The organism is uncultured Caballeronia sp., assembly GCF_964243625.1.
Taxonomy (GTDB): Bacteria; Pseudomonadota; Gammaproteobacteria; order Burkholderiales; family Burkholderiaceae; genus Caballeronia.
This window is the reverse complement of record NZ_CAXTGZ010000030.1, coordinates 1-22415: the sequence shown is the minus strand read 5'-3', so window position 1 is coordinate 22415 and position 22415 is coordinate 1. Positions and strand designations below refer to the sequence as shown.

At 61.1% G+C, this 22415-nt stretch carries 21 protein-coding genes and 1 pseudogene; 11 read left to right on the top strand and 11 right to left on the bottom strand.

Going from position 1 to position 22415, the window contains the following annotated elements; translation table 11 throughout:
* From ACFFAR_RS03700 to purT, 5 genes are all read right to left on the bottom strand, one after another.
* A partial coding sequence (locus ACFFAR_RS03700) for a DEAD/DEAH box helicase (protein WP_375507535.1) occupies positions 1–499 on the bottom strand: 499 nt, incomplete at its 3' end.
* A gap of 497 nt (positions 500–996) precedes the next feature.
* Positions 997–2466, bottom strand: a complete 1470-nt coding sequence (locus ACFFAR_RS03695; protein ID WP_174362667.1) for an aldehyde dehydrogenase family protein — start codon at positions 2464–2466, stop codon at positions 997–999.
* 253 nt (positions 2467–2719) lie between these two features.
* Positions 2720–3115: an MliC family protein gene (locus ACFFAR_RS03690; RefSeq protein WP_375507533.1), complete on the bottom strand. Its 396-nt coding sequence runs from the start codon at positions 3113–3115 to the stop codon at positions 2720–2722.
* A gap of 54 nt (positions 3116–3169) precedes the next feature.
* Positions 3170–3340, bottom strand: coding sequence for a DUF6726 family protein (locus tag ACFFAR_RS03685; RefSeq protein ID WP_172811922.1), 171 nt, complete (start codon positions 3338–3340; stop codon positions 3170–3172).
* Positions 3341–3394: 54 nt separating this feature from the next.
* On the bottom strand, positions 3395–4636 hold the full coding sequence (purT, locus tag ACFFAR_RS03680) for a formate-dependent phosphoribosylglycinamide formyltransferase (protein WP_174362668.1): 1242 nt from the start codon (positions 4634–4636) through the stop codon (positions 3395–3397).
* A 237-nt stretch (positions 4637–4873) separates the two neighbouring features.
* Here purT and ACFFAR_RS03675 point away from each other — a divergent pair, with 237 nt between their 5' ends.
* Together ACFFAR_RS03675 and ACFFAR_RS03670 are read left to right on the top strand one after the other, a co-directional pair.
* On the top strand, positions 4874–5449 hold the full coding sequence (locus tag ACFFAR_RS03675) for an META domain-containing protein (protein WP_075360554.1): 576 nt from the start codon (positions 4874–4876) through the stop codon (positions 5447–5449).
* 1978 nt (positions 5450–7427) lie between these two features.
* A pseudogene (locus tag ACFFAR_RS03670) lies at positions 7428–8897 on the top strand (DNA translocase FtsK); the annotation flags it as partial.
* Positions 8898–8901: 4 nt separating this feature from the next.
* Here ACFFAR_RS03670 and ACFFAR_RS03665 read toward each other — a convergent pair.
* Complete coding sequence (locus tag ACFFAR_RS03665; RefSeq protein WP_375507532.1) at positions 8902–9963, bottom strand: transporter; 1062 nt, start codon at positions 9961–9963, stop codon at positions 8902–8904.
* A gap of 130 nt (positions 9964–10093) precedes the next feature.
* Complete coding sequence (locus ACFFAR_RS03660) at positions 10094–11314, bottom strand: lactonase family protein (RefSeq protein ID WP_375507531.1); 1221 nt, start codon at positions 11312–11314, stop codon at positions 10094–10096.
* 187 nt (positions 11315–11501) lie between these two features.
* On the opposite strand from ACFFAR_RS03660, the gene ACFFAR_RS03655 reads away from it, so the two are divergent.
* Positions 11502–11654 carry a DUF3096 domain-containing protein gene (locus ACFFAR_RS03655; RefSeq protein WP_075360510.1) on the top strand — a complete coding sequence of 51 codons (153 nt, stop codon included), beginning with the start codon at positions 11502–11504 and terminating at the stop codon, positions 11652–11654.
* 189 nt (positions 11655–11843) lie between these two features.
* Here ACFFAR_RS03655 and ACFFAR_RS03650 read toward each other — a convergent pair whose 3' ends face one another.
* On the bottom strand, positions 11844–12092 hold the full coding sequence (locus ACFFAR_RS03650; protein WP_375507534.1) for a hypothetical protein: 249 nt from the start codon (positions 12090–12092) through the stop codon (positions 11844–11846).
* Positions 12093–12358: 266 nt separating this feature from the next.
* On the opposite strand from ACFFAR_RS03650, the gene ACFFAR_RS03645 reads away from it, so the two are divergent.
* Together ACFFAR_RS03645 and ACFFAR_RS03640 are read left to right on the top strand one after the other, a co-directional pair.
* Entirely contained in the window at positions 12359–14224 is a 1866-nt protein-coding gene (locus ACFFAR_RS03645; RefSeq protein WP_075360509.1) for a glycoside hydrolase family 15 protein, read from the top strand.
* A 204-nt stretch (positions 14225–14428) separates the two neighbouring features.
* On the top strand, positions 14429–15700 hold the full coding sequence (locus ACFFAR_RS03640; protein ID WP_075360508.1) for a polyhydroxyalkanoate depolymerase: 1272 nt from the start codon (positions 14429–14431) through the stop codon (positions 15698–15700).
* 128 nt (positions 15701–15828) lie between these two features.
* On the opposite strand, the gene ACFFAR_RS03635 is transcribed toward ACFFAR_RS03640, so the two are convergent.
* Entirely contained in the window at positions 15829–16359 is a 531-nt protein-coding gene (locus ACFFAR_RS03635) for a TetR/AcrR family transcriptional regulator (RefSeq protein ID WP_231941366.1), read from the bottom strand.
* Between ACFFAR_RS03635 and ACFFAR_RS03630 the strand changes: the two genes are divergently transcribed.
* The 4 genes from ACFFAR_RS03630 (at position 16264) to ACFFAR_RS03615 (ending at position 18929) form a co-directional block, all read left to right on the top strand.
* Positions 16264–16662: a hypothetical protein gene (locus ACFFAR_RS03630; protein WP_375507536.1), complete on the top strand. Its 399-nt coding sequence runs from the start codon at positions 16264–16266 to the stop codon at positions 16660–16662. The genes ACFFAR_RS03635 and ACFFAR_RS03630 overlap by 96 nt on opposite strands.
* 249 nt (positions 16663–16911) lie before the next feature.
* On the top strand, positions 16912–17763 hold the full coding sequence (gene rsxB / locus ACFFAR_RS03625; RefSeq protein WP_174364199.1) for an electron transport complex subunit RsxB: 852 nt from the start codon (positions 16912–16914) through the stop codon (positions 17761–17763).
* Positions 17764–17767: 4 nt separating this feature from the next.
* Positions 17768–18412 (top strand): endonuclease III, encoded by a 645-nt coding sequence (gene nth, locus ACFFAR_RS03620; protein ID WP_075360507.1) that lies wholly within the window; start codon positions 17768–17770, stop codon positions 18410–18412.
* An 85-nt stretch (positions 18413–18497) separates the two neighbouring features.
* Positions 18498–18929: a DUF1841 family protein gene (locus ACFFAR_RS03615; RefSeq protein WP_174364198.1), complete on the top strand. Its 432-nt coding sequence runs from the start codon at positions 18498–18500 to the stop codon at positions 18927–18929.
* A gap of 73 nt (positions 18930–19002) precedes the next feature.
* Here the strand turns inward: ACFFAR_RS03615 and ACFFAR_RS03610 are convergent, their stop codons facing one another.
* Together ACFFAR_RS03610 and ACFFAR_RS03605 are read right to left on the bottom strand one after the other, a co-directional pair.
* Entirely contained in the window at positions 19003–19374 is a 372-nt protein-coding gene (locus ACFFAR_RS03610; RefSeq protein WP_061998959.1) for a c-type cytochrome, read from the bottom strand.
* A gap of 85 nt (positions 19375–19459) precedes the next feature.
* Complete coding sequence (locus ACFFAR_RS03605) at positions 19460–19825, bottom strand: c-type cytochrome (protein ID WP_056352325.1); 366 nt, start codon at positions 19823–19825, stop codon at positions 19460–19462.
* 363 nt (positions 19826–20188) lie between these two features.
* On the opposite strand from ACFFAR_RS03605, the gene ACFFAR_RS03600 reads away from it, so the two are divergent.
* Positions 20189–21031: a MoxR family ATPase gene (locus tag ACFFAR_RS03600; protein WP_061998958.1), complete on the top strand. Its 843-nt coding sequence runs from the start codon at positions 20189–20191 to the stop codon at positions 21029–21031.
* Positions 21032–21044: 13 nt separating this feature from the next.
* Positions 21045–22220: a VWA domain-containing protein gene (locus ACFFAR_RS03595; protein ID WP_061998957.1), complete on the top strand. Its 1176-nt coding sequence runs from the start codon at positions 21045–21047 to the stop codon at positions 22218–22220.
* The last annotated feature ends 195 nt before the right edge of the window (positions 22221–22415 follow it).

Below are 22415 nucleotides of genomic sequence, written 5' to 3'. Positions count from 1 at the left end.
CGCCAAACACCACGACACTGCGCAGCGGCGTATGTTTCGAATATGCCTGCACGTTTGCTGCAACCTGATCGGCCAGCTCGCGCGTCGGCGTCAGGATCAATGCGCGAACCGGATGGCGCGCGGGAGACGCGCTCGTGCTCGCCATGGGCAGCAGACGCTGGATGATCGGCAACGAGAAACTCGCGGTCTTGCCCGTGCCGGTCTGCGCGGCGCCCATTACGTCGCGACCCGCCAGCACGACCGGTATGGCCTGCGCCTGGATCGGAGTGGGAATGGTGTAACCGGAGTCAACAACCGCGCGCAGGATTTCGGGCGACAGGCCAAACTGGTCGAACGTAGGGACGGCTTCAACGGCAGCAGCAGTGGACGGGACGGCCGTTCCAACGGTGGCCCCGGTTGCTTCCGTTGCCTCGTTTGCTGGCACACCGGACGCCGTCGAAGCATCGGGCGAGGCGTCGACGGGGGCGGCAGACGTATGATTAACGACAGGATCGGACATGGTGAGTGGGTGGCTTTCGCTTTCGCTAAAAATGCGCCGGAGCGGCGCGCGAGCGGTCATTCCACCGCTCATGGACATCGTGAAGAAAGAAGCCGCGTGTTTCGCCTTGCAACTGGCAATCGACGATCAACGCGCGGACTTCGAATTCGCAAGGTTTCGACCTCTGCGAATTGTTGCCAGGTCCGTACTGATTCAGCCGGACAGCGTAGTACGTGCAGCTAGTACAAACGGCTCAAACGGCAAGTTACAAGTAGCGCGCAGGGTTGCATCGACTCACATGGCGCCACCTCGACGGCAACCGGCATGAAAGCATGCCGGTCCCGCCCTTCGCCGCAGCCGCGCCAGTCGTGGCGTCCGAACTACGGGAAAGCCCGATATTGTAGCACTGCGCCGCTTGCAGCCACACACGGATCGCGTCGCGTACCCCGCTGCCGCGAAAACCCCGCCGGCCCAGCCTGCCGGGCTTTCCGGCGACACAGCGCAGCGGCGACAACAGGCTATTTCGTCTTCGATGCGGTGTCTGGCGCCGGTTTCGCCACATCGCGAACCACCATCAGCCGCAGTTCGGTCATGTCCTCGATGGCATATTTGACCCCTTCGCGCCCGAGCCCGGAATCCTTCACACCGCCATAAGGCATGTTGTCGACGCGGAACGACGGCACGTCGTTGACGACCACGCCGCCCACCTCCAGCTCGTCCCAGGCGAGATTCACGTGGGTGAGGCTATCGGAGAAAACACCGGCCTGCAGGCCGAAATCGCTGTCATTGACCGTTTCGAGAGCCTGCGCGAAATCAGTGAACTTTTCGAGTATCGCAACCGGACCAAACGCCTCCTTCCGATACAGATCCTGATCGCGCTTCACACCTTCGAGCAACGTCGCTTCGAACATGGCGCCGTCCACCTTCCCGCCGGCGATGATCCTCGCGCCGCTCGCCACGGCGCTTTCCACCCAGCCGGCCAGCCGTCTGGACTCGGATTCCGAGATCATCGGGCCCACGAAAGTGTTTTCGTCTTTCGGATCGCCCATCTTCAGCGATTTCGTTTTTGCGATGAGCTTTTCGCGCAGCGCATCGTAGATATCCGCGTGAGCAATGATCCGTTGAACGCCGATACAACTTTGCCCCGACTGGTAGAACGCGCCGAACGTCAGCCGGTCCACCACGTAATCCAGCCGGTCGGCCTGGTCGCCGTCCACGATGGCCGCCGCGTTGCCGCCCAGTTCCAGGATCACCTTCTTCTTGCCGGCTTTTTTCTTCAGCTCCCAGCCGACCGCAGGAGATCCGGTAAACGACAACAAGCGGAAACGTTCGTCGGTTGTGAAAAGATCCGCGCCGTCGCGATGCGCCGGGAGAATCGAAAATGCGCCCTTTGGCAAATCGGTCTCGGCGAGTACTTCGCCCATGATCAACGCACCGACCGGCGTGCGGCTCGCGGGTTTCAGCACGAACGGACAACCGGCGGCGATCGCGGGTGCGACCTTGTGTGCTGTGAGATTCAGCGGAAAATTGAACGGCGAGATGAACGAACACGGCCCGATCGGCACGCGTTTGTAATAGCCGTGATAACCGGCGGCGCGAGGCGCGATCTCCAGGTTGATCATGCCGCCGTCGATACGCACCGATTCCTCGGCCGCCACCCTGAAGGTATCGATAAGACGCGTTACCTCGCCCTTTGAGTCGTTGATTGGCTTTCCGGCCTCTATGCACAGCGCTTCTGCGAGTTCATCGAAACGTTCACGGAAGCGCTTCACGCAATGGTCGAGCACGGCTTGCCGCTGGTATGGCTTGAATTCGCGCATCGCGCGCTGGGCAGCAACGGCATGGCCGATGGCGGCATCGATTGTTTTCGCGTCTGCCATTGCCACGCGGGTCGCGACCTCGCCGCTGTATTTATCGGTGACTTCCAGGTCTGTGTTGGCGTTCACGGCTTCGTTCGCCAGGTAATACGGATAGGTTTTCTTCAGCATGTCAGCCTCTGCCTCAGTCTAAAGATAGGCACGTCGATCAGACGCACCCGGCGTCGCAAAACATTCGCGTACCAGCGGCGCGTGCGCCTCAGTCCACATCACCATGGCAACCATACTCCGGATAGCCGTTCGATGCCGCGACGAGCCCTCACGCTGGCCATCCGGCCTATGTTTTCGGCGAGATCGCCAAACAAAAAGCCCGTTTCGATTGACGTCGAAACGGGCTTTCACTGCCTATCAGACACTGGCCGGATCAGGTTCCTGTCTTGCACTCGGCAAGCATGGGCGCGGCTTTCGGGTCGGCGGTCTCGTCGGTAAGCGTGCCTTCCGGGCCTTTCGTCCACCACGTGTAGTGGTCGCCAACGTATTTCGCGCCGGACGCAGCAAGGACGTTGACGAACAACATCTTTCGGCCGTCCACGGTGAGCAGCGCGAAGCTCTGCTTGTTCTTGGTGTTCATGTACTGGACTGTCAGCGCATGACCGCCGTCGCACTTGTAGCGCAGCGTGTTCATGGTAGCCATCTGGATCTGGGGCACGGTGAGCGGCATGGCAGATGCCACATGCGCCGCAGACCCGGCACACAGCGCCGCAAGGGCGGCGGCGACCTTCCTCCTTATCTCGCGCGTTCGTCCAAAAATTCGTTTCATCTCGATATCCTTTTGTTCGTCGTTTGTGCGGTCAAGCGCCGCGCTGCACGCCAATCAAGGATCGATCACCCCGGCGCACGCGTCGGTTGGAGCCGCCGCGACGTGACCGACCACCGGTACGATCTTCAGCCCCGCCGACGCAATACGGCACGGCGCCGCTGCCAGTCCGCACCCGCCGAGCCCGGCCAGGACCGCGCATAACGCGGCCAACACACACAATTTCACTTGGAACCTCCGTGCTGCCCGTGCAAAACCCGTGATACGGGCAGCGTGTTGCCGTCATCGAATGGAGACGGGTCTTACCTTAGACGCTGCCAGCTTCGCGCGTTCCCGCGCTTCGTCAGTATCGCGTCCGGTCGCAAGCGCCACGCCCATGCGGCGCTTCGTAAAACTCTCCGGCTTGCCGAAGAGGCGCAAGTCGGAATCCGGCACCGCGAGCGCTTCAGCTACCCCTTCGAAGCTGATGCCCGCTTCGTCGAGCCCGCCGTAAATCACCGCCGATGCCCCCGGCGCACGCAACGCCGCATCCACCGGAAGACCGAGGATCGCGCGAGCGTGCAGGTCGAACTCCGAGAAACGCTGTGTGGCGAGCGTGACGAGACCCGTGTCATGCGGTCGCGGGCTGACTTCGGAGAACCAGACGTCGTCGCCGCGCACGAACAATTCGACGCCGAACAAGCCGCGTCCGCCCAGCGCCGCCGTGACTTTTTCCGCGACATCGCGCGATTTCGCCAGCGCCGCCGCGCTCATGGCTTGCGGCTGCCACGATTCGACATAATCGCCCGCGACCTGCACATGGCCGATCGGCTCGCAGAAATATGTCTGCAGATTGCCGGATTCCGCGCTAACCGCGCGCACGGTGAGTTGTGTAATCTCGTAGTCGAAATCGATAAACCCCTCCACAATCACGCGCCCGTGATTCACGCGGCCGCCGGCCATTGCGTGTCGCCAGGCGGGTTCGATATCGGCTGCACTTCTGAGCACCGATTGCCCCTTCCCCGATGACGACATCACCGGTTTCACCACGCACGGGAACCCGATCTTCCCGATACCGGCTTTCATCTCGTCGAGCGAGTCGGCGAAAGCATAAGGCGACGTCGGCAGCCCGAGCGTTTCGGCGGCGAGGCGGCGGATGCCTTCGCGGTTCATGGTGAGCTGGGTCGCGCGCGCGGTCGGGATCACGACGGCGAGTTGCTCGGCTTCGATTTCGGCCAGCGTGTCGGTCGCGATGGCCTCGATTTCCGGCACGATCAAATGCGGCTTCTCGGCTTCGATCAAGGCGCGCAACGCCGCGCCGTCGGTCATGTCGATCACGTGCGAGCGATGCGCGACCTGATGGCCGGGTGCATCGGCGTAACGGTCGACCGCGATGGTTTCCACGCCGAGTCGTTGCAGCGCAATGATCACTTCCTTGCCGAGTTCGCCCGCGCCGAGCAGCATCACGCGGGTCGCGCCCGGCGAGAGCGGCGTGCCGATGGTGCCGGTTTGAAAGGGGGACGCAGCGGACTTCGCGCTCTGCATGGATGCTCCGGAAAAGAGGCCAGTAAAGCCCGGGATGTTAACACGCGGCCTCCTCGCGGACATGATCCGCGACCTGTCGCGCAGGAACATTCGCCGCACGGAATTGCACGCCAGAAAGCAAGTCGCACAGGACATTTCTTTACACATCGCAACGATTCCGATGCAAACGACCTTGGTCAATCGCCTGACGAGTGCGATACCCTTACGGTTTTGCCAGCCTGAGGATCTTTCATGTCGATGCAGCCTTCCCGTTCGCGCCTGGCGCCCCCCTCGGCGCGTAGCCACGTCCGTGCTGCTTCTGCCCGTTCCAGGCTTTCCATGGCGGCTGTTTTCTCAGCGGCGGCACTCGTTCTGGGCGGCGTGCTCGCCGGCTGCGCGCTGCCCACGCACCCTGACAGCGCCGCGCCGCCGACCGATCCGTACAATCCGGCAGCGACCCAGCTTCTCGACGATACCCAATGGCAGCTTGCCACCTGGACGGACGCAAGCGGCCGTGCACGCAAGATTCCGGACGCCGCGCCCCTTACGCTGAATCTATCGACGGATGGCGGCCAGCGCCGCGCAAACGGCTTCTCTGGATGCAATCGCTTTGCCGGCACGTACGACCTGACCGATGGCAAGCTCACATTCGGACCGCTCGCCGGCACGCGGATGGCATGTGCGCCCGGACCGGCCAGCGCGCTGGAACAGCCGTTCTTGCAAGGCTTGGCCGGCATCGAAAAGACCGGGGTGCAGATGCGCCCGCCAAGGGAGTTGCAGATCACGCTCAAAACTGGCGACGTGCTGACGTTCAACGAACACACGCAACCTTGAGGATGTTTTCTTCAGAGTGACGCCCGCACCGGAAAAACGAGAACCCGAGCGTGGTTCTCCAAACCATTTCCAGGTCCATGACGGTTAAACTCGGCGGTATGGTTTTATCTTTGGTTCAAGCATTTTTCCGAGCCTTGGTTCGCTGCTCACATCGCTCACATCATTCCTGGTTCCTTGCATGCACACGGTAGTTTTCGGCTGGTTCGGTATCTCGGCCGTCTGGTTCATCCCTCTTCTCTGGCGCATCGTCAAGTCCGTCCTGCCCAACGGCGGCGGCCTGCGCGGTCCCGGCACGATCCGCCTGTGGCTCGGTTTCTTCTGCGTGCTCTTCGCGAGTTGCACGCTCGAAGCCGCCGTCTTCCACTCATTTGCTTTCGCTACCGACCTGGACCATCTGGGCCATGCATTGTTGAACGCGTTCGCATCCCACAGCGCGGTGATCAATCCGGAGGGCGCGCTCGCCGTCGGTGCCGGCGCGGCCGTCGTGTTGTTGACCGGCCTGCCGTGGTTCCTCGACTTCCAGTGGCGCGAAGTGCTTGCGTGGGCGAACATTGCATTCGGCTTTGGATTCGATCCCGCCTCGTTCGCGCCAAGGGAACGCGCGGTCCGCGAGAAGCCATCGCGCAAGAAAGCGCCAAGGGAGAAAGCGGAAAGAGCGAGCGGCGTTGCGGGCGCGGCAGGTTCATCGAGCAGGATTTCACCCGATGCACCCCCGCTCGGCATTCCGCCCGTCACACCGCGTCAGGGCAGCCGGTATCAACGCCCCACGGTCTGGCGGCCGCAGCCCGCTCGACGCAGCGATGCCGAACGTCAGGCGCGCGGCCCCGAGACTGCGCGTCCGATAGAACCATCGTTTGGTGAACGACGGGACCTGCACGGTCGCGGCGCTGGGCCCATCGAACCGCTCGAGCCCGTCGCGCCCGCCGGATGGCTGAAGGCGGACGCAGCGCAAGGGAAGCCTGCGCCGCCTTTGAGCCCGACGAATACGCAAAGTACGCAGCGTCCTGTCGAGACGAACATAACTCGACGTCCGGATGTAACGCGCTCGACAATCACCCGCGGCGCGCCGGCCAGTTCCATCGGATCGTCGGCGGCTCGTGCGGCTCAGGCAGCACGCAATTCATCGATGCGGCCATCGGCGAGCACATCGGCGGCGTCTTCGCGCAACAACACCTTCGCGCCTGTCGTCACCAAGGAATCGTTTTTTGCGGTGGCCGCGTCCTCCGCGGGGAACGCGCCCGCGAAGCCCGCCGCGCCGCCGCCGGAACCCGACCGGATCAAGGAGGCGCTGCGCTCTATCGAGCAGACGGCAGCGCAGTGGACGACACGCGCCAATGGCATTCCAAGCGTTACGGCCGGTCCACCGGCTGTGGAAATCCCACCTGCGAGCGTCGCACAGGAACCGGCCACGCCCATTCCTGCCGCGATGCCGACCTTCAGCGCGGCGGGCGAGTACTCACCCGCCGTTCCGACGCACGATGATTTCGGCGCGACACCGGAAGCAGCATCCGCCGATACGCCGCCCGAAGCCCAAGCAAGCGACCTCGATGCTCAACCTGACCCGTTGCCCACCGCATCAATCGATCTGGACGATGCCGTTGACGAACCTGCACCCATCGTGCAACCGGAACCGACGCCGCCCGCCGATATTCCGTCATGGGCCACTCGCCGTGAAGAGTCGCCAGTCGAAGGCATCGAGCACGCTGCAACACCGGCATGGCATACAGCGGCAAGCACGCCCCGCCCTCCCCTGCCGCCAATAAGCGAGATCGAAGCGGAAGCTGAAGTAGAAGACGATCTCGAAGATCAGGCGCCGAATCCATCGAACGTCGTGCATTTCCTGCGCCCGGTTGCGGCTGTGCCTGTGCCTGCACCCACGACGCAAACCCCGCCACCGCCCCAGGAGCCGCGCGCGCCGGTCCGTGGTTTCATCGCGACGGAGTTCGAGTTCCATGCGCCGGCGGCATCTGCGGTGGACCTGCCCGGGCTCGATCTGCTCGAAGCTGCGTCCGACGAAGTCGAACCCGTCTCCGAGCAGCATCTCGCCGCTACCGGTCAGTTGATCGAGCAGCGCCTGCAGGAATTCAAGGTGCCGGTCACGGTGGTCGGCGCATCGGCGGGACCGGTCATCACGCGCTTCGAAGTCGAACCGGCGCTCGGCGTGCGCGGCAGCCAGATCGTGGGCTTGATGAAGGACCTGTCGCGCGGCCTTGGATTGACATCGATCCGCGTGGTCGAGACCATTCCCGGCAAGACCTGCATGGGGCTCGAGCTGCCGAACGCCAAACGGCAGATGATCCGGCTTTCCGAAATCCTCGAAGCCGACGTGTATCGCGATTCCAAGTCGTTTTTGACCATCGCGATGGGCAAGGACATCATCGGCAATCCGGTCGTCACCGACCTCGCTCGTGCGCCGCACATGCTGGTCGCGGGCACCACGGGCTCGGGCAAATCGGTGGCCATTAACGCGATGATCCTGTCGCTGCTCTTCAAGGCAAAACCGGAAGACGTGCGCCTGATCATGATCGATCCGAAGATGCTGGAATTGTCGGTGTATGAAGGCATTCCGCACTTGCTCGCGCCGGTCGTGACCGACATGAAGCTCGCCGCGAACGCGCTCAACTGGTGTGTTGGCGAGATGGAGAAGCGCTACAAGCTGATGTCGGCTGTGGGCGTGCGTAACCTGCAGGGCTTCAACCAGAAGATTCGCAACGCGGAAGCGGCCGGCAAGAAACTGACGAACCCGTTTTCGCTCACGCCGGATGCGCCCGAACCGCTCGCCAAGCTGCCGATGATCGTGGTCGTGATCGACGAACTCGCCGACTTGATGATGGTCGCGGGCAAGCAGATCGAGCAGTTGATCGCGCGCCTGGCGCAAAAGGCGCGGGCGGCGGGTATCCACTTGATCCTTGCGACGCAGCGGCCATCGGTGGATGTGATCACCGGCCTCATCAAGGCGAACATTCCGACGCGCGTGGCGTTCCAGGTTTCATCGAAGATCGATTCGCGCACGATCCTGGACCAGATGGGCGCGGAATCGCTGCTTGGCGCCGGCGACATGTTGTTCCTGCCGCCAGGCACCGGCTATCCGCAGCGCGTGCACGGCGCGTTCGTGGCCGATGAAGAAGTGCACAGCGTGGTCGAGTATCTGAAGCAGTTCGGCGAGCCGGAGTACGAGGAAGGGATCTTGTCGGGGCCGACGCCCGAAGGCGGCACGCCTGATCTGTTCGGCGAGACGCAGGACGCCGAAGCCGACCCGCTTTACGACGAAGCCGTCGCGTTCGTGTTGCGTACGCGCCGGGCATCGATTTCGTCGGTTCAGCGGCAGTTGCGGATTGGCTATAACCGTGCCGCGCGGCTCGTTGAACAGATGGAATCGGCGGGTCTCGTTTCGCCGATGGGAACCAACGGCAATCGCGAAGTGCTCGCGCCGAGCCAGCCGGAATGACGCATCACCACAAGCGCAAGCGCCTGAGCAGGAACAGCGTGACGGCCGCGCAAACCGCCATCACGCCCATCACGACCGCGAACGAATAGTGGTCGTGCGTGCCGGGCAAACCGGCGACGTTCATGCCGAAGATGCCCGAGACGAGCGTCGCGGGCATCAGCAACGCGGACATGATTGCGAGCCACAGCAGCTTGCGGTTGATGTCCTCGGACAGCAACGCCGCGATCTCGTCCTGCAGCAACTTCGCGCGTTCGTACTGCGCCTCAAGCCCCGCGGCGAGTCCGTTCAAAACCTGGATGGCCTGGATCAAGGTTTCCATCGAGCGCGGTTCGGCCCAGTCGAGCCGCCGCGTCACGAGTTGTGTGAGCGCGTTGCGTTCGGGATCGACAAACCGCTTCACCTCCACCAGCCGCCTTCGCACCGATCCCAGTTCCGCGCGCCAGTTTGAATGGCGACCGTCGAGCACGCCCTCCTCCACGTCGTCGAGCCGATCACCGATTTCATCGATACGATCCGCAAACGTGTCGTTCAGCGCGCGGATCAAACCCGCGAAGAGATCGACCGTGTCGCGGAACATCGTGCCTTCAAGCACTGCATGGCGCAGCCGGTCAGTCGATTGCAGGGGCTGTGCGCGTACGGTGATCATGCGGTTTCTATCGACGTAAAAGCGCAGCGCGCCCGTTGCCCGGCGCGTGGCCTGCGCATTCGGATCGGCGTCGGGCGTCTCCGCGACGCGCTCAAGATCCGCGACCACGCCGTACATGAAGGTCGATCCCATATGAACGCGCGGCCGCTTGTCCTCGCCGTTCAGGAATTCCCGCGCCACATCCGGCATGGCGGTGACGCCGGTGAGCCAGCTTTCGACGGTGTCGTCGTTGGCGCTCAGGTGCAGCCAGGTCGGGCCATCGCCGACGATCTCCCGGCGTGCTTCGTCCCAGGACAGGCGCAGCGCCTCGGCGCCGGAAAAGCGGAACGCGCAGATGAAGCCAGGCGGCGCCTTCGAGTCGTCGGGCGCTGCGGCATTGGGCCGGTCTGTTTCTTTGCTCGATTCTGTGATGATGTTCAACGGTCGATTCCTTGCATACCGGCAACTGGCGGGCACTGCGGGTTGAAAAACTCTTATTGTGCAAAATCCAGGCCGCGTGGAACGAAAGCGGCCTGGCACATCAATACGATCCAATTACGTTCGGAGATCGTCAGGAAGGCGAAACGAACTTGAAATCGACCGGCGAACCGATTTCGAGTTTCTTCGGATCCGATGCCAGTTCCCCCGTCTCCGGATTGCGCCTGAAGAAGTAGACGCTGTCGCTGTCCTGGTTGCCGACGATCAGCCAACGGCCGGTCGGATCGATGGCGAATTCACGCGGCGTCTTGCCGAGCGTAGAACGCCGGCCAAGCAGTTTCAGATGACCATCGGCGGGATTAACGGCGTAGGTCAGGATCTCATTGACATCGCCACGATTGGTCGTGTACAGGAAGCGCCCGTCCGGCGACAAATGGATCGCGCCGCCGCCGATCTTTCCTTTGAAACCGGGCGTGGTCATGGCCAAGGTCTGCTTGAGCGTGAGCTTGCCGTCGTCGTAATCGTAGACCATCACCGACGCGTTCATCTCGGTCGTCACGTAAGCATGTTTGGCGGCTTCGTCGAAGATCATGTGGCGCGGTCCCGAACCCGGTTTTACCAGCGTGTAGCGCGATTCGGTCGGACCGAAGAGGCCACGTGTGCCGTCGGGGGTGTATCGGTACGAATACAGCTTGTCCGCGCCCAGGTCCTGCGCAAATAGATAGCGGCCGTCAGGCGAAAACACGGTGGAATGAACGTGCGAATTATCCTGACGTCCGGTCACGGGACCGCTGCCGTCGTGATGAACCGTGAGTACAGACGGCAGGACGCGTTCGCCCTCCAGCGGGAAAACGGCGAAGCTGCCGCCCGGGTTCGACGCCACCGAGTAGTTCGCCGTGAGCAGATACCTGCCGTCAGGGGACAACGCAAGGTACGCGGGATCGTTGCCATCGGACGAGACGCGGTTCACGAAGGTGAGCTGGCCGCTCGCCGGGTCAAACCGGAACGCACTGATGCCGCCGCGCTGCGATGCGGGACCGTTGTCGCCGGGCAATTCGTTGACTGCGTAGACGTGCTGCCTGTCCTTGCTGACCACGAGATAAGAAGGATTCACCGCTTGCGTCGCGGAAAGACGCATGATGGCGCCGCTGGCGGTATCGAACCGGTAGACATAGATTCCCTCGCTCTTGCCGCTGCCCGTATAGGTGCCGACCAGCAGGTCATATACGCTGCTCTCGGCTGACCCGGCAGGATTCACGGACGGGTCGGACGCGCTCTGTGCGAACGCTGGGCCCGCTGCCAGGGACAGCCCTATCGTCACGCTCGCCGCGAAACTCTTGACCAGAACGTTCATGTTGCGGCATGAAGTTTGCGTGGGGGCGCTACGCGGGGAAGAAGAAGTAAAAACGGAATGCATTGAAACCTCCTGATCGTTCGTTATTACGGCTTGTTTCAGGTTATGTGGCGCGTGATGCATGCCTTCATCCAATCAATTACAACCAGCGTCTCTGTCAAATTTCTATCAAAACAAAGGAGCAATAATGGATATCCATCTGAGCCTCGGTCCGCTGGTCGCGCTCATCGCAGGCATTTTGATCCTGGTCGTACCGCGCCTGCTCAACTTTATTGTTGCAATCTATCTGATCATCATCGGGTTGATCGGCGTGTTCGGATTGAGCGCAACGCATTTTTGACAATGCTGCATGCCCCAGGCGCCGTCTTGCCGCACGCCACCGCGTGAAGCATGGTGAGGTAAGACGGTACTTTGGGATTGAGGTTCCGGCGGGACGCGCGCAACGCCGTGCGAGATCGTACGTAACGGTCTCGCATCGGGTTGCGGCATTGAAATCAAGAACCCTGGGAGATGCGACTCAGGCTGTACATCATCCGTTGGCAAGCTGCTCGAGGCGCATGCGGCCCTGCAGCGAAAGGCCGCCGACAGCCAGCAAGCCGTTCGTATCCCGATGCTGCGTGAAACAATCGCGTTCAATCAGGAACGTCGCCGCGACCTCCATCCCATTTCGCGAGAGGCCAAGATGTTTGTAATCGAGATCGATGAGCGTGGACGTATCGGCGATACGGCTCGCAGCAGACAGGATGGCGATGCAATCGGCTCTCAACGGATTCGGCATGGCTTTCACGTTCGATTTCCTCGAAGACGTCAGGCAAGCGTGGACGCGTCGTGCGATAAGAATCTGCATGCCGGTCGAAAGCTGGCATCGCTCAGGCGCGAACTTTCATTCTAGGCGTTCGTCCACTTTATTTTCAAGTTGAGCTTACATATTCCGTTCGACCGATCGCTTTGAAGTGAACACCAAACTCGCATGCCAACGCACGAAATACGAATGCACTTCATAATCGACCGCTCCAATCGCTTCATCGAAATCACTACCTGCCTATGCCCGCACTGATCGAAGACTACGCCCTGGTTGGCGACGGCCACACCGCCGCCTTGATCTCGAAAGAGGGATCTGTCGACTGGCTGTGCTGGCCGCGCTTCGATTCCGGCGCCTGTTTCGCCGCGCTACTGGGAACGCCCGAAAACGGCCGCTGGCTGATCACGCCTGACCTGCCCGAGGGCGCACCGCCTCCGGTCATCACGCGCAAATATCGCGGCGACACGCTGATCCTCGAAACCGATTTCGAAACGCCCGAGGGCCGGGTCTCGCTCATCGATTTCATGCCCGTTCGCGATGGCCTGTCCGACCTCGTGCGTATTGTCGTTGGCCGGCGCGGCACCGTGAAGATGAAGATGGAACTGGTGCTGCGCTTCGATTACGGCTCATCGATTCCTTGGGTCAGCCGCCTTCCGGACGACAGTGGCATTCGCGCCATCGCCGGTCCCGATTTGTGCGTGCTGCGCACGCCCATCGACCTGTCTGGCGAGAACATGCGCACGGTCGGGGAGTTCACGGTGAGCGAGGGTGAACGTGTGCCCTTCTCGCTCGTTTATTCGCAATCTCATTTGCGCCTGCCGCCCGCCCGCGATCCGCATACGCAGTTCGCACGCACCGAAAATTTCTGGCTCGAGTGGTCCGGCCGCAGCAACCTGGATGGCCGATGGGGTCCGGCGATCCGCCGCTCGCTGATCACGTTGAAGGCGCTCGCCTACGAGCCGACCGGCGGCATCGTCGCTGCACCTACCACGTCGCTGCCGGAGCAGCTTGGCGGAACCCGCAACTGGGATTATCGATACTGCTGGCTGCGCGACGCGACCATCACGCTCCTCGCGATGATGCGCAGCGGCTACTACGATGAAGCCCGCGCATGGCGCGCGTGGCTCGGCCGCGTGATGGCGGGTTCGCCGCAACAGATCCAGATCATGTACGGCATTGCCGGCGAACGGCGCCTGCCCGAATGGGAAGTCGACTGGCTGCCGGGTTACGAGGATTCGAAGCCCGTGCGCGTCGGCAATGGCGCCGTCGACCAGTTGCAACTCGATGTCTACGGCGAAGTCATGAACGCGCTGCACCTCGCACGGGTGGGCGGGCTGCAAAGCGACGACACCGTCTGGTCCATCCAGCGCGCCATGCTCGATCACCTGGATACGGTCTGGCAGGAACCCGACGAAGGCATCTGGGAAACGCGCGGCGGCCGCCAGCAGTTCACATTTTCGAAGGTCATGGCCTGGGTGGCGTACGACCGCGCGATCAAATCGGCGGAACAGTTCGGCCTGGAAGGTCCGCTCGAACATTGGCGCAACCAGCGCTCGGTCATCCACGCCGACGTTTGCTCGAAGAGCTGGAATGCATCGATGAATTCGTTCGTCCAGACATACGGCGGCGACGACCTCGATGCGAGCCTGCTGCTGATTCCGCTGCTCGGTTTCCTGCCGCCGGAAGACCCGCGCGTGATCTCGACGCTCGATGCCATTGAACGCGACCTGACGCACGACGGCCTGGTGAAGCGCTATCACACGGCCGAAGTGCAGGATGGCTTGCCTCCTGGCGAAGGGACGTTTCTCGCGTGCAGCTTCTGGCTCGTCGATAACCTCGCGCTCCAGGGCCGCCTGGAGGAAGCGTTCGCCATGTTCGAGCGGCTGGTGGGACTCGCCAACGACGTCGGCTTGCTTGCCGAGGAATACGACACGGTCGCGAAACGTCAGGTCGGTAACTTCCCGCAGGCGTTTTCGCACGTGGCGCTCGTGCACACGGGAATGAACCTGATGAAACACGAGCAAGGCATGGCCAAGGCGACCGGCCAACCAGCGCAGCGTCAGGACAAACCCTCGGAAGCCGTGAGCACAAACGAAAGCGATTCGTAATTTTCAGTCAAAAGTTGACGAGTTTTGCGTGAAAACCAGCGTTTTACTGAGGTAAACGACACGTATGCTGCGTTGCACAAAACGGTGTTCTTGGCTATGATCGGAGAAGGTTTCCGACCGGTCGTTCGGCGAAACAATGCATCCGAAGCCAAACCCCGGCCCCGCCGTTCATCACAGGCGCAGCCGGTTTTACACGGGTAAAACATGCTCTATCAACTTCACGAATTCCAGCGGGCCATGTTGAGTCCGCTTACAGCATGGGCGGAAGCGGCGTCGAAATCGTTCACCAATCCGTCCAGTCCGCTTTCGTATGTTCCCGGTTCCACGCGTCTCGCGGCCGGTTACGAGCTGCTGTATCGGCTGGGCAAGGATTACGAGAAGCCCGAATTCGAGCTGCATCAGATCGAGAAGAATGGCCACGCCATTCCTATCGTCGAGCAGATCGTGATCGAGAAGCCGTTTTGCCGGCTGATCCGCTTCAAGCGTTTTTCCGACGACAGCGCGACCGTCACGGACCTCAAGACCGAACCTATCGTGCTGGTGTGCGCGCCGCTTTCGGGCCACCACGCCACGCTTTTGCGCGATACCGTCAAAACGCTGCTGCAGGACCACAAGGTCTACCTGACCGACTGGCTCGACGCGCGCATGGTCCCGCTCGAAGACGGGTCGTTCCATCTCGACGACTACGTGGAATACATCCAGGAATTCATCCGCCACATCGGCGCGAAGGACCTGCACGTGATCTCGGTGTGCCAGCCGACCGTGCCGGTGCTCGCCGCCATATCGTTGATGGCAAGCCGCGGTGAAGACACGCCACGGACCATGACGATGATGGGTGGTCCTATCGATGCACGGCGCAGCCCGACTTCCGTGAACTCGCTTGCAAGCGAACATTCCTACGAATGGTTCGAAAACAACGTGATCCACACGGTCCCGGCGAACTATCCGGGCGTGGGCCGCAAGGTCTATCCGGGCTTCCTGCAGCATGCGGGTTTTGTCGCGATGAACCCCGAGCGCCACGTGACCGCGCACTGGGACTTCTATCAGAACCTCATGCGTGGCGACGACGAAGATGCAGAGCAGCATCGCCGTTTCTACGACGAATACAACGCCGTGCTCGACATGGACGCGGATTATTACCTCGATACCATTCGCATCGTCTTCCAGGATTTCCAGCTGGCCGAAGGCACGTGGGACGTGAACGGCGAGCGTGTACGTCCGCAGGACATCAAGCAGACGGCGCTCTTGACCATTGAAGGCGAGCTCGACGACATCTCCGGCAGCGGCCAGACACGCGCTGCTCACGACCTGTGCACCGGCATTCCTGCGAAGAACAAACGCCACTACACCGCCGAAAAAGCCGGACACTACGGCATTTTCTCGGGCCGCCGCTGGCGCACGATGGTGTACCCGCAACTGCGTGAATTCATTCTCTCGCACGACAAGGCGCCGAAGAAGGAAGCAGTTCCCGCCTGAGTCTGGATCGCACGGATCAGCATGACACCGCACGCCGCGTCCTTACGCGGCGTGTTTCATTGCGGGCATGACCCCTTCAGTGAGGCGTGCCGAGTCGGATGCATGAGTTCTTGCGCAGGTTGCGTGGGTCAGCGCCGCATCAGGTAGGCGAGCAGCAGCTCCGTATTCATCTTGATGATTTCATCGCGTTCGGCGTCAGCGCTGAAATCGAGCCCGAACGTGGCTTCCAGCGTGAACCGGTTGGATACGATGTAATACCCGAGCCCGGACAAGGTGATGTAGAAGCGCAAGGGGTCCACGTTATTGCGAAACAATCCGGCTTGTTGACCACGTTCCAGTATCTTCGCGAGCTTCGCGACCACGGGCGAGATGAGCTCGCGGATACGCGTGGAGCCCTTTATATAACGTGCTTCATGGAGGTTCTCGTTATTCACCAGCCGTAATAGCTCGGGGTGCTCACGATAGTAATTCCAGATGAAATGCGCGAGCTGCGTAACGGCTTCGACCGGCGCCACGCCCTCCAGATCGAGCGATTTTTCCGCATCGGTGAGCGCCGTGAACGCGTGTTCCAGGACGGCGGTGAACAACTGCTCCTTGCTGCCGAAATAGTAGTAGAGCATTCGCTCATTCGTTTCGGCGCGGCGGGCTATCTGGTCCACACGCGCCCCGAACAAGCCTCCCGCCGCGAACTCCTCGGCGGCGGCAAGCAGGATTCTGCGGCGCGTGCCCTCAGGATCTCTTTTGATTTTTGGCTGGTTCATGGTGGCTTCATGATCGACAAACCGCGTTTTGAGAGTAGCGTCATGCATTCCTGTGTCCTAAAGAAGCATGCGATGGATCGGTTGCGCCAACGTGATTGGGAATACCGTCCTGCAGTCAATCTAAAGCGATTTGATTATGTGCACATCGTTGGCCCGTTGGCAATTGGGATTGATTGGGAACAGCTTGAAATTCGGCGATAATGCCGCCTCGGGCACAACGCATCGAAACCAGGCCGAATGCCCCGAACGCACAAATGCGATATCAAAACGAGCGCGAGCATAAGCGCTTGAACATATCCCCACAAGTGGTCGTCGGTTTTAGCCGTTTGATCGCTTGAATGCGAATCGTCTGCAGTGTCGGGATGCCTCCCGCATCTTGACCTGTTCGCTTCGTGTCCATCTGATTAATGCGGCCGGCGCCGCCATACCCCAGCCGTTAATGTGACAGCAGTGATTGCAACTTTCCCCACGACCCTTGCTAGCCAGATTGAAGACCTGCTGCCGCAGACGCAGTGCACAAAATGCGGCTACCCCGCGTGCCGGCCGTACGCCGAGGCCATCGCGGCAGGTCAGGCAAGCTATAACCAATGCCCGCCCGGTGGCGAGGAAGGCGTGGCGCGGCTTGCCCGCCTGCTTGGCAAGCCCGTCATTGCGCTGAATCCGGAGAACGGTGTTGAACGGCCGCGGCCGCTTGCTATCATCGACGAGAACCTGTGTATCGGCTGTACGTTGTGCCTGCAAGCGTGCCCGGTGGACGCTATCGTTGGCGCGGCCAAGCAGATGCACACGGTGATCCCCGAGCTTTGTACCGGCTGCGACCTGTGCGTGCCGCCCTGCCCCGTCGATTGCATCGCCATGATTACAGTCACCGGCGACAAGACCGGCTGGGACGCATGGACGCAGCCGCAAGCCGACGCCGCGCGCATCCGGCACGACCAGCATCTGGCGCGGCTCGCGCGTGAACGCGATGCCGCCGAAGCGCGTAAGGCGGCGCGCGTGGCGGGATCGGCCAAGCCAGTCGAACCGGCCATATCCGGCGATCGCGTCGTGAAAACAGCAGCCGCCACGCCGGAAGACGAAGCGCAAGCCAAAAAGCGCGCGATCATCCAGGCCGCGATGGAACGTGCGCGCAAGAAAAAGGAAGAACTGGCGAAGCTCGGCGCAGCGCCGAAGAACATCGATTCGGTGAGCCCCGAGGTCCAGGCGCAAATCGACGCAGCCGAAGCCCGGCGCCGCCGCCTAGGTTTGACTGACGTGAACAGCGAGCCCGACAGCGACTCCGCAAACGACCCCGACGCCTGATCCGATGAACCCGAAAAAACGCCGCGCGATCTTCGAGACGCTGCAGAGCCTGAACCCGCATCCGACCACCGAGCTCGAGCACAACTCGCCGTTCGAGCTGCTGATCTCCGTCCTGCTCTCGGCGCAAGCCACCGATGTCTCCGTGAACAAGGCGATGCGTCGCATGTACCCGGTCGCCAACACGCCGGCCAAAGTGCTGGCGCTCGGCGAAGAAGGCGTGACGGAATACATCAGGACGATCGGGTTGTATCGGACGAAAGCGAAGAACGTCGTTGCGACGTGCCGGATTCTCGTCGAGCAATACGGCGGCGAGGTGCCCGATAACCGCGAGGCGCTCGAAGCGCTGCCGGGCGTCGGGCGCAAGACCGCGAACGTGATCCTGAATACCGCGTTCGGCCATCCGACCATTGCCGTCGATACCCATATCTTTCGCGTTTCGAACCGAACGGGACTCGCGCCCGGCAAGGACGTGCGTGCGGTAGAACTGGCGCTGGAGAAGTTCGTCCCCGACGAATTCAAGCAGGACGCGCATCACTGGCTGATCCTGCACGGGCGTTATGTGTGCAAGGCACGCGTGCCCGAGTGCTGGCATTGCGCGATCGAACCTTTGTGCGAGTACCGGCCGAAGACGCCGGCGCCCATCGAATAAGGGCTCTGTCCCGGCGCCAAGCGAGCCGCATCGATGCAGCTTAAAATGCCCGTCAGACCACGATTCAGTAAAGCGACACGACCCCATGTTCAACCCCAGCCGCGACGAAGTTCGCCAATTTTTCACCGAAACCTGGCGCAAACAGCGGCAAGGCGGCGTCCTGACGCCGCTTGAAAGCATCGCGGCCGACTGGATTGGCGAGCATCCGGAATACCAGCAGGAACTCGCCGATCCCGACGTCGCCCACGCCGACTACTCGCCGGACCAGGGCAAGAGCAATCCGTTCCTGCACCTGTCGATGCATCTGGCGATCACAGAGCAACTTTCCATCGATCAACCGCCGGGAATTCGCCGCGTGCACGAGCGGCTGGTCGGGCGCCTGGGTTCGACGCATGATGCGCAGCACGCGATCATGGAATGCCTCGGCCAGATCATCTGGGAGGCGCAACGCAACAATACGCCGCCTGACACCGATGCCTATCTTGCGTTGATCGAACAGCGCGCATCGCGGGATTGAGGCGCTGAAGCTTCAAACAAAAACACCTCGCATCAGCGAGGTGTTTCGTCATGCGCGATAAACCGGCAAAAAGTTACTTCTTCAGCACCAGATCGCCACTCAGCGATTCGATATACGCCGAGATATCCTTCAAGTCCGCCTGCGACAGGTTCTGCACCTGCGCCGACATGATGGCGTTGGCGCGGCCGAAGTTCGGATTGCCGTTGCCCATCTGGTACTGGCGCAGCGCCCAATAGATGTAGTCGGCGTGCTGGCCCGCGAGCTTCGGATACTCCGCGCTCACCGGCTTGTTCAGGTTCGGCCCGTGGCAGGCTGCGCAATTGTGCGCTTCGGTGAGCACCTTGCCGTTGCTGGCATCGGCGGCGAACGCCGGCTGCATGGCGATCACGCCGGCCAGCGCGGCTGCCGTACATGCTGTTTTCAACACTGTTTCGAGTGCCTTCATGAATTCTCCTATCCCGCGAATTGTGAATGCCGAGTGAGTGCGTCTCGGGCCTGATGCCTTGCATGATCAGGACCAACGCGCAGGATCACTTGTCGGGATTGTTCTTCGAAGAGGGGGTTTGCGCGGCGTAGTACGCTGCAATATCGGCGATATCCTGATCGGTCAGCGTCACCGCTATGCCGTGCATGGTCTCGAAATGGCGATCGCCCTTCTTGTAGGCTTGCAGCGCGTTCTCAATGTAGCGGGCGCTCTGGCCGCCGAGCATGGGCACCCGGTACACCTCGGGATACGCGGTGCGATAACCGGGAATGCCGTGACACCCGATACACATCGCAACCTTGCCCTGGGCCGCTTTCGCGTTGCCCACGACATCGGCGGATGCCTGGGTCGCGAAGCCGGCAAGCCCCGACAGCGCTGCGATCACGGCACATTTGCCGACGAATTTATTCATAGCTTCTAACCTGGCATGAGGGGAAATCCGGCACCTTGTAAAGGCCTGGCGTTCCGGGACTTTCTCGGGACTGATCAATCGGCCGTGCTTCCTGTGCTTCCAGCGCGCAGCCTGAGGCAGGTCTGATTGACAGCCACACGGGCCAAAAAAATCGCGCTAATTGTACCGCGCGGCCTACCCTGCGTCCACAGGCCGCGGCGGGAAGGTCTGCACCGCGCAAAGCCTTGCCAATCAAGGCCCGGCGGCCTGCGACACTGTGTCCAATGGACATCCTGGAAACGCCCGAATACCGGGTATTTGGGCGCTCAATGGCAAAACGGCATCTGACTTATACTGCAATTTTCCCTCTTCGAGAGATGCGTCATGCGTTTTGAAGGCTCATCGCAGTATGTCGCCACAGACGACCTCAAGCTCGCTGTCAACGCCGCGATCACGCTGCAACGCCCGCTTTTGATCAAGGGCGAACCCGGCACCGGCAAGACCATGCTGGCCGAGGAAGTGGCGGCCGCGCTCGGCATGCCGCTCTTGCAATGGCACATCAAATCGACCACGAAAGCGCAACAGGGCCTGTACGAATACGACGCTGTTTCGCGTCTGCGGGATTCACAGCTTGGCGACGAACGCGTGAAGGACATCCGCAACTACATCGTAAAAGGTGTGTTGTGGCAGGCCTTCGATGCCGACGTGCCGACTGTTCTGCTGATCGATGAAATCGATAAAGCCGACATCGAATTCCCGAACGACCTGTTGCGCGAACTCGATCGCATGGAATTTTATGTGTATGAGACGCACGAGCTGGTTAAGGCGAGACACCGGCCGCTCGTGATCATTACATCGAACAACGAAAAAGAACTGCCGGACGCGTTTTTGCGCCGCTGCTTTTTCCACTACATCAAGTTCCCCGAACCCACGACGATGAAGCAGATCGTCGAAGTGCATTTTCCGGGCATCAAGGAAGAACTGGTCGCGGCCGCCATGCAAAGTTTCTTCGAGTTGCGCAACGTGTCAGGACTCAAGAAGAAGCCCTCGACGTCCGAGCTGCTCGACTGGCTGAAGTTGCTGCTGGCGGAAGATATCGGTCCCGAAGCGCTGCGCTCGAGCGATCAGAAGCAGATCATCCCGCCGCTGCATGGCGCGTTGCTGAAAAACGAACAGGACCTGAGCCTTTTCGAGCGGCTCCTGTTCATGAACCGCAACAACCGTTGAGCGGACGCCGGTCATGCTGATCGACTTCTTTTATTCGTTGCGCAACGCCAAGCTGCCGGTTTCGGTCAAGGAATACCTGACCTTGCTCGAAGCGTTGAAGGCGCAGGTGATCGGGCCGTCTATCGACGAGTTTTATTTTCTTGCGCGCATGACACTGGTCAAGGACGAGAAATACTTCGATAAATTCGACCAGGCTTTCGGCACGTATTTCCACGGCATTGCCGCACTCGATGAAACTGCGCTCGATATCCCGCTCGACTGGCTGAAGAAAAAGCTCGACCGGGATTTCACGCCCGAAGAGAAACGGCAGATCGAGGCGCTCGGTGGTATCGACAAGCTGATGGAGCGCCTGAAAGAGCTTTTCGAAGAACAGAGAGAACGGCACGAAGGCGGCAGTAAATGGATCGGCTCGGGCGGCACGTCGCCCTTCGGCAATGGCGGATTCAATCCGGAAGGCATTCGCATTGGCGGCGACTCCGCCGGAAACCGGAGTGCGGTCAAGGTCTGGGATGAGCGCGCTTACAAGGACTACGACGACCAGGTCGAAATCGGTACGCGCAATATCAAGGTCGCGTTACGGCGGCTGCGCCGGTTTGCGCGCGAAGGCGCCGCCGATGAACTCGATCTCCCCGATACCATCCGCAGTACCGCCGCGAATGCCGGCTGGCTCGATCTGAAAATGGTGCCTGAGCGCCACAACAATGTGAAAGTCCTGATGCTGCTTGACGTAGGCGGTTCAATGGACGATCACATCAAGCGCGTGGAAGAATTATTTTCGGCGGCGAAATCCGAGTTCAAACATCTCGAGTTCTATTATTTCCATAACTGCGTCTACGATTATCTGTGGAAGAACAATAAGCGCCGACATGGCGAACGAACTGCCACGTTCGACGTTTTGCACAAGTTTTCGCCTGATACCAAGCTGATTTTCGTCGGCGATGCCACCATGAGCCCATACGAAGTCATGCAACCGGGCGGGTCCGTGGAATATAACAACGCCGAAGCCGGCGCGGTCTGGCTCAGGCGCCTCGCCGACCAGTTTCCGCGTTTCGCATGGCTCAATCCCGAACCGGAAAGGCTTTGGGAATACCGGCAATCGGTATCGGTCATCCGGCAGATCCTGGGCGGTCGCATGTACGGCCTGACGCTGGCCGGGCTTGAAAGCGCGATGCGTGCGCTTTCCAAATAAATCAAATCGGGTCCAAGTGGCACGGCCACTTCTTTTCACACTGTCCCTGCCCTTTCAGCCTCTCAGCGCGTACGATCCGCGCGAAACGTCCCTGAGAGGCTTCAAATGAATCCGTCCGCCACGGCTTTCCGGCCATTCGCTGATTCGTCGCTGTCAGCCATGGTCGCGGGATTTGTCGCGATGATGACCGGCTAT

What these genes read in the sequence shown, in the direction of transcription:
- ACFFAR_RS03655 (WP_075360510.1), top strand. Translation starts at nt 11,502, where the DNA reads ATGGATATCCATCTGAGCCTCGGTCCGCTGGTCGCGCTCATCGCAGGC.
- ACFFAR_RS03695 (WP_174362667.1), bottom strand. Translation starts at nt 2,466, where the DNA reads ATGCTGAAGAAAACCTATCCGTATTACCTGGCGAACGAAGCCGTGAAC.
- ACFFAR_RS03600 (WP_061998958.1), top strand. Translation starts at nt 20,189, where the DNA reads ATGCGTTTTGAAGGCTCATCGCAGTATGTCGCCACAGACGACCTCAAG.
- ACFFAR_RS03660 (WP_375507531.1), bottom strand. Translation starts at nt 11,314, where the DNA reads ATGAACGTTCTGGTCAAGAGTTTCGCGGCGAGCGTGACGATAGGGCTG.
- ACFFAR_RS03605 (WP_056352325.1), bottom strand. Translation starts at nt 19,825, where the DNA reads ATGAATAAATTCGTCGGCAAATGTGCCGTGATCGCAGCGCTGTCGGGG.
- ACFFAR_RS03640 (WP_075360508.1), top strand. Translation starts at nt 14,429, where the DNA reads ATGCTCTATCAACTTCACGAATTCCAGCGGGCCATGTTGAGTCCGCTT.
- ACFFAR_RS03645 (WP_075360509.1), top strand. Translation starts at nt 12,359, where the DNA reads ATGCCCGCACTGATCGAAGACTACGCCCTGGTTGGCGACGGCCACACC.
- ACFFAR_RS03675 (WP_075360554.1), top strand. Translation starts at nt 4,874, where the DNA reads ATGCAGCCTTCCCGTTCGCGCCTGGCGCCCCCCTCGGCGCGTAGCCAC.
- ACFFAR_RS03610 (WP_061998959.1), bottom strand. Translation starts at nt 19,374, where the DNA reads ATGAAGGCACTCGAAACAGTGTTGAAAACAGCATGTACGGCAGCCGCG.
- ACFFAR_RS03650 (WP_375507534.1), bottom strand. Translation starts at nt 12,092, where the DNA reads ATGCCGAATCCGTTGAGAGCCGATTGCATCGCCATCCTGTCTGCTGCG.
- nth (WP_075360507.1), top strand. Translation starts at nt 17,768, where the DNA reads ATGAACCCGAAAAAACGCCGCGCGATCTTCGAGACGCTGCAGAGCCTG.
- purT (WP_174362668.1), bottom strand. Translation starts at nt 4,636, where the DNA reads ATGCAGAGCGCGAAGTCCGCTGCGTCCCCCTTTCAAACCGGCACCATC.
- ACFFAR_RS03595 (WP_061998957.1), top strand. Translation starts at nt 21,045, where the DNA reads ATGCTGATCGACTTCTTTTATTCGTTGCGCAACGCCAAGCTGCCGGTT.
- ACFFAR_RS03615 (WP_174364198.1), top strand. Translation starts at nt 18,498, where the DNA reads ATGTTCAACCCCAGCCGCGACGAAGTTCGCCAATTTTTCACCGAAACC.
- ACFFAR_RS03690 (WP_375507533.1), bottom strand. Translation starts at nt 3,115, where the DNA reads ATGAAACGAATTTTTGGACGAACGCGCGAGATAAGGAGGAAGGTCGCC.